We start from the raw sequence: 8,688 nt of genomic DNA on the forward strand, positions 1-8,688 counted from the left end.
GCCTCCAGGACCCGGGTGGCGCCGTCGAAGGACTCCCGCAGGTCCGCCAGGGGTACCGGCGGGCCCAGCGCGATGGTGACCCCGGCCTCGGCAGGCACCGGGCCGGCGTCGCCGGTGAGGATCCCGACGGCGCCCTCGCCGCGGGGAGCGGCCAGGGCGCGCGCCCCGGCCCGTTCGGCCCAGTCCTGCAACCGGGTGACGGGGTCCCCGGTGGTCCCGGACGCGACCTCGGCGCGGACCGCCCGCACCGGCTCGTCCAGGGGGAGCTCGAAGGTGGCGGCTCCGCTGTGCAGCTGCGTCCGGTCCAGGACCCCCACGACGGCGTCCCGGATCCACTGCGTGCGGCGGGAGGAGTCCGCCACGGCCTGGGCGATGGAGCGGTCCCGGTAGACCACGACCGCCTGGGTGGTGAAGGCGTCCCCGAGTGACCACAGCAGGGTGCTGAAGGTCAGCGCGGCGTCCGCGGCGACGCCGTGACGCGGGGCGAGGTCGAGCAGGTGGCGCAGGATCACGGACATGGACAGGCGGAACCCGGCCAGCACGCTGACGATGGACACCCCCTGGCCCATGCGCTCCTCCATGAGGGTGCGCGGTTCGTCGATCTGGTCGGGATCCGGGGCGCGACCGTCCAGGATGGTGCGGATGCTCAGGGCCCGGTTGCGCCGGGCCGAGGCGAGGAGGGACTCGGTGGGCACGTCCTCGTAACCCGGGACCGAGTCCCGCAGGACCCGGACGGTCTCCTCGAGGATGGCGTCATCGCCGCCCAGGGATTCGACGAGCGCCCGCACGGCGGTCTGGTCCACGCCCGGATCAGCCTCGGCTCTGCGCCTCGGTCGATCCCTCGGTCGATCCCTCAGCCAGTGCGGCGAGCCGGTCCACCGAGGCCATCAGGGACGAGCGGGTGGTGGCCAGCGCACGCGGGAACCGGGTCTCGTCACTCAACTGCGTCCAGTCGTAGGTGTGGCGCACCAGGGTGGCGCCCTCATCGGTCGGCTCGAGGTCCCAGCGCCAGCGGTGGCCCCGGGGCTGTTCGCCGGCCGGGGCGGGCAGCCAGGCGATGCGCCGGCCCTCCTCGAACTCCACGACGTGGTTCTCGCGGGACTGTCCGTTGGTCAGGTCCGTGACGAACACGTCGCCGACCGCCCGGACCCGCTGGTCGGGTTCGGAGTGGGCGAGGTTGTCATTGCCGTCCCACTCGGGCTGCCGGGCCGGGTCGGCGATCAGCTCGAAGAGGACCTCGGCCGGCGCGCGCACGGTGCGCTCGGCGGTGACGATGCGTTCGGAGACGGGGGGCAGTGAGGCGTCCATGGCCCCAGTCTGGCACCGATCCGCCGTGGTGCGGGTCCACGTCCGGTTGGTGTCACACCCGGGCGGTTCCGGCGCTCAGTCCTCCTCGTGGCGCGCGTTGGCGCGCCAGCGGATCCCGGCGTCGATGAACCCGTCGATGTGACCGTCGAAGACGGAGGCCGGGTTGCCCTCCTCGTGGTTGGTCCGAAGGTCCTTGACCATCTGGTACGGGTTGAGGACGTAGGAGCGCATCTGGTCGCCCCAGGAGGCCTTGACGTCTCCGGCCATCTCCTTCTTCTTCGCGTCCTCCTCGGCCTTGCGCACCAGCAGCAGGCGGGACTGCATCACGCGCAGGGCGGCGGCGCGGTTCTGGATCTGGGACTTCTCGTTCTGCATGGACACCACGATCCCGGTGGGCAGGTGCGTCATGCGCACGGCGGAGTCCGTGGTGTTCACGGACTGGCCCCCGGGCCCCGAGGAGCGGTAGACGTCGATCTTCAGTTCGGACTCGGGGATCTCGATCGAGTCGTCGGACTCGATGAGCGGGATGACCTCGACGGCGGCGAAGGAGGTCTGGCGGCGGCCCTGGTTGTCGAAGGGGCTGATGCGCACGAGGCGGTGGGTGCCGGCCTCGACGGACAGGGTGCCGAAGGCGTAGGGGGCGTTGACCTCGAAGGTGGCGGACTTCAGCCCGGCCTCCTCCGCGTACGAGGTGTCCATGACCTTGGTGGGCCAACCGCGCTGCTCGGCCCAGCGCAGGTACATGCGCATCAGGATCTCGGCGAAGTCGGCCGCGTCCACGCCCCCGGCACCGGCGCGGATGGTGACCACCGCGTCGCGTTCGTCGTACTCACCGGAGAGCAGGGTGACGATCTCCAGGTCGTCCATGGCCTTGCGGATGGACTCCAGCTCGCGGGCGGTGTCCGCCCGGGCGGCGTCGTCGTCCTCCTCGGCGGCGAGTTCGACCATGATCTCCATGTCCTCGATCCGCGAGGCGAGCCGTTTGATGCGCTCGAGCTCGGACTGGCGGTGTGAGAGCTTGGAGGTGACCTTCTGCGCGGCCTCGGGATCGTCCCAGAGGTCCGGGGCGGACGCCTGCTTCTCCAGTTCGGCGATGTCCGCCTCGATCTGGGCGACGTCCGACACCTGCTCGATTTGCGACAGGGTGGAGCGCAGCTCCTTGATTTCAGCGGTGTAGTCAGTCTCAGCCATGGTGTGGTCCAGCCTACCGCGATGTGGGGCGGGCTCAGGGATACCGCATCCGCTCCCCCACGTGATCGAGCACCGAGGACTCGGTGGAGGTCAGGACCCCCATCTCCTCCCCACCGTCACAGGTCACCAGGGACAGGGTCAGCGACCCGCTCCCGACGGCGACCACCCGCCACCCGCCGCCGGAGTCCTCCCAGCGCAGGAGCCGGACCAGATCCGGCGTGGGCTTGCCCTCGATGTCCATGGCCGCACTCTAACGGTCGCAGTGTGGACGGCACGGCCCCGCGGGGCGACCGAGAGACCGGCCGAGAGGTCACGATTGGGTAGCATCCCCCTCCCTGACGTGGAGAGACAGCAGAATGAGAGCCGTGAAGCTCCTCTCGGCACTCGCCGCCCTGACCCTGGTCCTGACGCCCACCGGTTCCGCAGTCGCCACGCCGACGCCGGTCCCGCCGTCGCAGGCCTCGGTCGTGACCGAGTCGGTGACCTCCGAGCCGGTGCCAATTTCGGTCGACGGCGTCGACGTGGACGGGCTGGAGAAGCTGCCCGAGGCGCCCGTGGCGCCCGAGACCCGGTCGGGCCGGATGAACGCGTGTGCCGTCCGTGACTTCCGGGACATTCCCCCGAGCCACTCGTACTACCGGTACGTGAACTGGATGGCCTGCCAGGAGCTGACCGCCGGCTACGCCAATGGGACCTTCGGGTTGAGCAAGCAGCTGTCCCGCGGGGAGACGGCGATGTTCCTCTACCGGCTCTCCGGCGAGCGCCACGACCCCGGCACCACGGTCGACTTCCTCGATGTTCCCGTCGGGGGCGCATACTTCACGGCGGTGTCCTGGATGAAGGAGAAGGGGTACGGCGCTGGGTACGCGGACGGCACCTTCAACCGGAACAGGAACATCTCCCGCGGCGAGCTGTCGTCCTTCCTCTACCGGATGTCCGGCAAGACCTACCGCACGACGGCGTACTCACCGTATTCGGACATGTCGCCGCAATCCGGGTTCTTCACGGCGGCGGCCTGGTTGCAGTCCACCGGGATGATCTCCGGCTACACGGACCGATCCTTCCGTCCGACCCGCCCGGTGACCCGGGGTGAGGCCGCCAAGTTCCTCTACTCCTTCGACCTGGTCGGGGAGGGCACCCTGCCGACGTCCGCCGCCGACCGGTGGACGACGGTGCTCACGCCCCTGCACACCACCGCCAACCCGCGCACCAGCCCGGTGCGGAACCTGGCACCCCAGAGTGGGATCGTGCGACTGGGCGAGCAGGGCTCGATGACCCGGGTCCGGGCTGGGAGCACCGTGGGCTGGGTCAACTCGGACTTCCTCTCTCGGGGCAAGCCCGGGACCACCCGGGTCCCGTACCCGGAGCCCACCACCTACAACCACCGCGCCGCGAACAACATGGCGCTCTGGTGCTGGGACATCCCGATGGCCAAGACCGTGGACGGCTCCAACGCCTGGGCGCAGTTTGAGGTCAGTGGGTACCCGCAGTGGCCGTCCACCTACGACGTGGCGGAGCTGATCGGCCTCGGTCACGACCTGGACCCCGACTCCGTTCCCGCCCGGGCGGTCCAGCTGCACGAGTGCGCGCACATCCTGCAGTACCGCGCCTACCGCTACGACAATGTCGCCCTGAACTCCCGGATGGGCCAGATCTACCCGAACGGCCGGGATAGCGGCGTGGAGCACATGGCGGACTGCATGGCCGATGCCATGGGAGCCCGGCGCGCGTTCACGTCCGGCGGGACCACCTGGACCGTGGGCTACGGGGGCACGTGCACCTCGGCCCAGATGGCCTCGGCCCGGAAGCTCATCGCCGGCGTGCGGCCGTGATCCCGCAACGAGGCTCCTGCCATCACGGCCTCAACGGGTCAGTGAGGTGCGGGAGGAACTCGTGGCGGCCACGCCGACGCCGCTGGGAACGACCCAGTTCACGATCGGTGGGTGCGCGGTGGCGGTGAGCACGACCTCCACCGTGCGGCCACCGTCGGTGACGGACACGCTCTGGACGGTCAGCCCGTCGAACCGCTTATGGGCCCCCGCAGCGGACAGGTACTGGGTGACCGCGGCGCTCGCCTGCTCGCGGGTGAGCACCGGTGCGTTGTCCTGCTCCGCATCGATCCGGTAGCTGTCGGCGGCCGCCATCGTGGCGCCGTCGGCCGCCGAGAGCAGCCGGCGGGCCTCGATGTTCACGGCCGTGACCGCCAGGATCACCGTGGCCAGGAGCAGGCAGACCGCGGTCAACCCCACGACGAGCACCGTGGTCTGTCCGTGCTCTGCCGCCACGGCCGACCTGCTCGGGTCCCGGCCCGCGAAGGTCCTCCTGTCGGCTACGCCCATCCGTCTCATCCGAACCTCGGAACCGGTTGCTGGGAGCTGCTGGTGACGGTGGCGACGGCCGCGTCCCATCCCAGGCCCTGGGGCAGCAGCGGAACCGGAACCCGGACGGCGACCTCCACGGCCACCGAGGACCCCGGTTCCAGGCAGGGGGTCGATGTGCACGAGATGCTGGCCCGATGCGTGGCCGGGGCCAGACCGTAGTCCGCCAGGGTCAGGGCGACGACGCGGTCGGCGCGCTGGGCTGCCTCCGCCTCGTCGGGTGCTGCCACCATGGCCTTGGCCGCCTGGTCCGCGGCGGCCACCGAGGCATAGGCCGCCGACTGGATCTGGCTGGTCAGCAGCAGGAAGTAGACGACGGGGATCAGCAACAGTGCGGCCAGCAGGACGAACTCCACGGTGGCCGAGCCGTCCTCCCCAGACGGATCGACCCGGTCGACCTTCAGCCGGCGCTCAGTAACGGAAGGCATGACCGTCCGCCTCCAGACGGACCGGGCCGGTGAGGAACCCCACCATCGGCATCTGCGTGCGGACGGTGACCCGCACCATGGTGCTGTCCGCTCCGTCGACCAGCCCGGCGGTGACCTCCGCCTCGGCCCCGCCCGGGATCGAGCCGGTGAGCAGCTCCCGGGTCCGTGCGGCGCCGTCGGTGGGTGTCCGGTCCCCCAGCGCGCCATAGCGCGCACCGGCACTGGCGGCGTCGATGAGCGTGTTGCGCACGTGGATGATCAGTCCGAACTGCAGGATGGCGGCGAAGAGGACGGCCAGCAGGGCCATCACCATCACGGACTCGGCGACCGCCGAGCCGCGCTCTGACTCGCCCACTGTCAGTTGGTGGAGACCTGGCTGATGGCCTGGTTGAAGAGGTCGGTCAGCGCCGGTCCCGCGATGGCCAGCAGGCCCGCGACGAGCAGCGCCGACATCAGGGTGATCATCACCCAACCGGGTACGTCACCCCGTTCGTCGGTGCGGGCCCCGGCGAGAAAGGCCCTCAGTGCCGCGAGCGCGCGGTGCGTGAGACCGGTGGTGTCCTGGTGGTGCTGCATGGTGTCCCCCTTCATGGGTTCGGTGGGTGGGTGGTGTTCGAGGTCGGTCGGATGGCGTTCTCAGAAGCCGAGGTTCATGATCGAGATCCCCGGGAAGATCGCGAAGACCACGGTCAGCGGCAGGATGCCGAAGACGAGCGGCGTCATCATGCCGATCTCCTTGCGCCCGGCCGATTCCAGCAGTTCGCGCTTGGAGAGTTCCCGGACGTCCTTGGCCTGGGCCCGGAGGACGTCCGCCAGCGGCGTGCCCCGTTCCAGCGCCACGAGGATCCCCTCGATGAAGCGATCCACGGGTGCCAGTTGGACGCGGCGGGCACACGCCTTCAGCGCGGTGTGGATGGAGGCCCCCGCACGCATGTCGGCCAGGACCGTGCCGAATTCCTCGGCCAGCGCTCCGCGTGCCGAGGTGGCCACCCGCTCCAGGGCACCGGGGGCGCTGTCGCCCGCGCTGACGGACATGGCGAAGAGTTCGGCGATGGACGGGAACTCACTGAGGATGCGGGCGCGACGACGCTTGACCTGGCTGGTCAGCAGGTTGTCGCGCAGGAAGAAACCGACCACGGCCAGGGCCCCCACGATCACGACACCCACGACGGGATGGAGGCCGCCGTTGATGGCCAGTGCCACACAGGTCGTCATCCCCACTGCCGCTCCCGCGGCCGCGGTGATGAGCTGCTGGGCCCGATAGTCCTGGACCGAGAGCTCGGAGCCGGAGGCCTGGAGCTTGCGCTCCAGGGCCTGCTGGCCCAGGTTGAACCTACCCAGCTGGCGGACGCCCTCGGCCAGCACGGGTTGCAGGATCCGTCCCAATGCTCCCCACGGAGAGACCTTCTGGTGTTCGCGCAAGAGGGACGAGGCGGGTGCCTGGTTGCGCAGTTGTGGCGACACCCGCCGGACCAGGGAGGGTTGCCAGCCCCAGGGCACGGCCACCACCACGAGTGCCAGGCCGGCGCCCAGGACCAGTCCGAGGATCCCTGCCGTCATCAGCGTGGTCATCTAGAGCACCCTTCTCTCGTTCGGAAGGGCGCCGATCCGCAGCATCAGCTGATAGCACACCACCGAGACCAGGAGACCACTGACCAGGACCAGGACCCCGCTCAGGGATTGGTAGGCACGGACGGCCTCCGGTTGGGTGCCCAGCAGCAACAGGACTACCCAGGGGGCCGCAACGGCCAGTCGGGCTGCGTTGACGGTCCAGGACTGGCGGGACTCCAACTCGCTGCGGGTCCGGGCATCCTCGCGCAGGAATTCCGCGAGGGTGGACAGCAGGTTGCCGATGTCAGCGCCACCGACGTCGCGGGTCAGTCGCAGGGCGGCGACGAGGCGGTCGGCCACCGGGTCCGCCATCCTGAACTTGAGGTTGTCCAGCGCGTCGGTGAACCGCTGGCCGGAGCGGTAGTCCCGGGAGAACTCCCGGAAGGCCGGTTGCAGTTCCTCCGGCCCCTTCTCCCCCAGCTGGATGAGGGCCTCGGGCAGTGTCAGCCCGGCCCGGATCGCCGAGCGGAGGTGGTCCACGGCGTCCGGCCAGACGTCCCGCAACAGGGTCTGCCGCTTGCGGGCCTGCCAACGCAGGGCAACCCAGGGCACCAGGGCGCCGAAGAGGGCAAAGCACAGGGCGATGCTCACCGTCCTGGTGATGAGGAAGACCACCAGCAGGGCGACGAGCGCGCTGCCGACCGTGGCCGCCACGACACCGGCCGGGCCCACCTGCTCCACACCGGCCCGGGCGAGCAGCTGCCGCAGCCTGCTGTCGCGGGGCGCGGAGACCTCTCGCCGGGCCTCCCGCGGCCAGAGGGACCACCACACCAGGAAGAGGCCAGCGCCCAGTGTCAGGCCCAGTAGCAGTGCCATCAGCCGACCCCGACCACGGTGCGAGCGTCATATCCGTGGGCCTTGAGCTTGCCGTTCTCCAGCATGGCCGAGGGGTTGAGCACGAGCTGACCGTCGACCCGATGGAAGACCGTGGAGGACTCGATAATGCCGTCCTCCACCCGCGAACCGACGGCGAGGATCTCCTCCACGTACCGCCGCCCGTGCCGGTCCCGGGTGCAATGCACCACGAGGTCGAAACAGGAGGCCACCGTGGGAACCACGAAGTTCCGTGAGATGTTCTCTCCGGCCATCAGGGGTAGCGTGCAGATCTTGGTCAGCGCATCAGAGGCACTGTTCGCGTGGATCGTGCACATCCCCGGCAGTCCACTATTCAGGGCCACGAGCATGTCCAGGCTTTCCGCCTCGCGTACCTCACCGACGATCAACCGGTCCGGGCGCATGCGCAGGGCTTCCTTGACCAGGCGGCGCAACGGGATCTCCCCGTTGCCCTCGAGGTTCGGCTGGCGGCACTGCATCTGCACCACGTCGCGCAGGGGCAGCTTGAGCTCGAAGATCTCCTCCACGGTGACGACTCGTTCACGACTGCCGATGGAGGCGGACAGGCAGTTCAGCAGGGTGGTCTTGCCGGCCTGGGTCGCGCCGGAGACGAGGATGTTGAGTCCGGCATCGACGCTGGCGTCCAGATAGCGAGCTGCCTCGGCGCTCAGGGACCCGGAGCGCACCAGGTCCTCGAGGTGGTGTGCGCGGACCACGAACTTGCGGATGTTGACCGACCAGTGTCGTCGGGTGATGTCCGGGATGACCACGTGCAGTCGTGACCCGTCCGGCAGTGCCGCGTCCACGAACGGCGAGGACAGGTCCAGGCGGCGGCCGGAGGACTTCAGCATCCGTTCCACGAGGTCACGGACGTTCTCCTCGGTCAGGGTGATGTTCGTCAGTTCGGAGACCCCTCCACGGGCGCAGAACACCGCGTT

The 8,688-nt window shown here is 69.8% G+C and carries 12 protein-coding genes; 1 reads left to right on the forward strand and 11 read right to left on the reverse strand.

Annotated features, from left to right (window positions below; translation table 11 throughout):
* The 4 genes from PLJ28_RS13845 to PLJ28_RS13860 form a co-directional block, all read right to left on the reverse strand.
* A partial coding sequence (locus tag PLJ28_RS13845; protein WP_324590252.1) for an RsbRD N-terminal domain-containing protein occupies window positions 1-803 on the reverse strand: 803 nt, incomplete at its 3' end.
* A 7-nt stretch (window positions 804-810) separates the two neighbouring features.
* The gene (locus PLJ28_RS13850; protein WP_324590253.1) at window positions 811-1,308 is read right to left on the reverse strand and encodes an SRPBCC family protein; all 498 of its coding nucleotides are present in this window, start codon (window positions 1,306-1,308) and stop codon (window positions 811-813) included.
* 75 nt (window positions 1,309-1,383) lie between these two features.
* Window positions 1,384-2,499: a peptide chain release factor 2 gene (gene prfB, locus PLJ28_RS13855; protein ID WP_183524443.1), complete on the reverse strand. Its 1,116-nt coding sequence runs from the start codon at window positions 2,497-2,499 to the stop codon at window positions 1,384-1,386.
* A 34-nt stretch (window positions 2,500-2,533) separates the two neighbouring features.
* Window positions 2,534-2,740 (reverse strand): hypothetical protein, encoded by a 207-nt coding sequence (locus PLJ28_RS13860; protein WP_298045745.1) that lies wholly within the window; start codon window positions 2,738-2,740, stop codon window positions 2,534-2,536.
* Between the two features lie 124 nt (window positions 2,741-2,864).
* Between PLJ28_RS13860 and PLJ28_RS13865 the strand changes: the two genes are divergently transcribed.
* The gene (locus PLJ28_RS13865) at window positions 2,865-4,331 is read left to right on the forward strand and encodes an S-layer homology domain-containing protein (protein ID WP_298045746.1); all 1,467 of its coding nucleotides are present in this window, start codon (window positions 2,865-2,867) and stop codon (window positions 4,329-4,331) included.
* A gap of 30 nt (window positions 4,332-4,361) precedes the next feature.
* On the opposite strand, the gene PLJ28_RS13870 is transcribed toward PLJ28_RS13865, so the two are convergent.
* The 7 genes from PLJ28_RS13870 to PLJ28_RS13900 all read right to left on the reverse strand — a co-directional run.
* Window positions 4,362-4,784 carry a hypothetical protein gene (locus PLJ28_RS13870; protein ID WP_324590254.1) on the reverse strand — a complete coding sequence of 141 codons (423 nt, stop codon included), beginning with the start codon at window positions 4,782-4,784 and terminating at the stop codon, window positions 4,362-4,364.
* 59 nt (window positions 4,785-4,843) lie between these two features.
* Window positions 4,844-5,305 (reverse strand): hypothetical protein, encoded by a 462-nt coding sequence (locus tag PLJ28_RS13875; RefSeq protein ID WP_298045749.1) that lies wholly within the window; start codon window positions 5,303-5,305, stop codon window positions 4,844-4,846.
* The gene (locus tag PLJ28_RS13880) at window positions 5,289-5,660 is read right to left on the reverse strand and encodes a TadE family protein (protein WP_183524428.1); all 372 of its coding nucleotides are present in this window, start codon (window positions 5,658-5,660) and stop codon (window positions 5,289-5,291) included. Before PLJ28_RS13880 ends, PLJ28_RS13875 begins: the two co-directional genes overlap by 17 nt.
* A gap of 2 nt (window positions 5,661-5,662) precedes the next feature.
* The gene (locus tag PLJ28_RS13885) at window positions 5,663-5,881 is read right to left on the reverse strand and encodes a hypothetical protein (RefSeq protein WP_255459401.1); all 219 of its coding nucleotides are present in this window, start codon (window positions 5,879-5,881) and stop codon (window positions 5,663-5,665) included.
* A gap of 60 nt (window positions 5,882-5,941) precedes the next feature.
* A complete protein-coding gene (locus tag PLJ28_RS13890; protein ID WP_183524422.1) occupies window positions 5,942-6,877 on the reverse strand; it encodes a type II secretion system F family protein in 936 nt (311 codons plus the stop codon).
* Window positions 6,878-7,732, reverse strand: a complete 855-nt coding sequence (locus PLJ28_RS13895; protein WP_183524419.1) for a type II secretion system F family protein — start codon at window positions 7,730-7,732, stop codon at window positions 6,878-6,880. It abuts the gene before it with no gap.
* Window positions 7,732-8,688, reverse strand: a 957-nt coding sequence (locus tag PLJ28_RS13900) for a TadA family conjugal transfer-associated ATPase (RefSeq protein WP_324590255.1), incomplete at its 5' end; no start/stop codon positions are given. The genes PLJ28_RS13895 and PLJ28_RS13900, both read right to left, overlap by 1 nt.

Source organism: Citricoccus sp. (assembly GCF_035445025.1).
In the GTDB taxonomy this organism is placed as follows: Bacteria; Actinomycetota; Actinomycetes; order Actinomycetales; family Micrococcaceae; genus Citricoccus.

Bases quoted from the DNA above. Each gene is read 5' to 3' on its own strand.
- PLJ28_RS13885 (WP_255459401.1), bottom strand. From the start codon at position 5,881: ATGCAGCACCACCAGGACACCACCGGTCTCACGCACCGCGCGCTCGCG.
- prfB (WP_183524443.1), bottom strand. From the start codon at position 2,499: ATGGCTGAGACTGACTACACCGCTGAAATCAAGGAGCTGCGCTCCACC.
- PLJ28_RS13895 (WP_183524419.1), bottom strand. From the start codon at position 7,732: ATGGCACTGCTACTGGGCCTGACACTGGGCGCTGGCCTCTTCCTGGTG.
- PLJ28_RS13860 (WP_298045745.1), bottom strand. From the start codon at position 2,740: ATGGACATCGAGGGCAAGCCCACGCCGGATCTGGTCCGGCTCCTGCGC.
- PLJ28_RS13850 (WP_324590253.1), bottom strand. From the start codon at position 1,308: ATGGACGCCTCACTGCCCCCCGTCTCCGAACGCATCGTCACCGCCGAG.
- PLJ28_RS13890 (WP_183524422.1), bottom strand. From the start codon at position 6,877: ATGACCACGCTGATGACGGCAGGGATCCTCGGACTGGTCCTGGGCGCC.
- PLJ28_RS13875 (WP_298045749.1), bottom strand. From the start codon at position 5,305: ATGCCTTCCGTTACTGAGCGCCGGCTGAAGGTCGACCGGGTCGATCCG.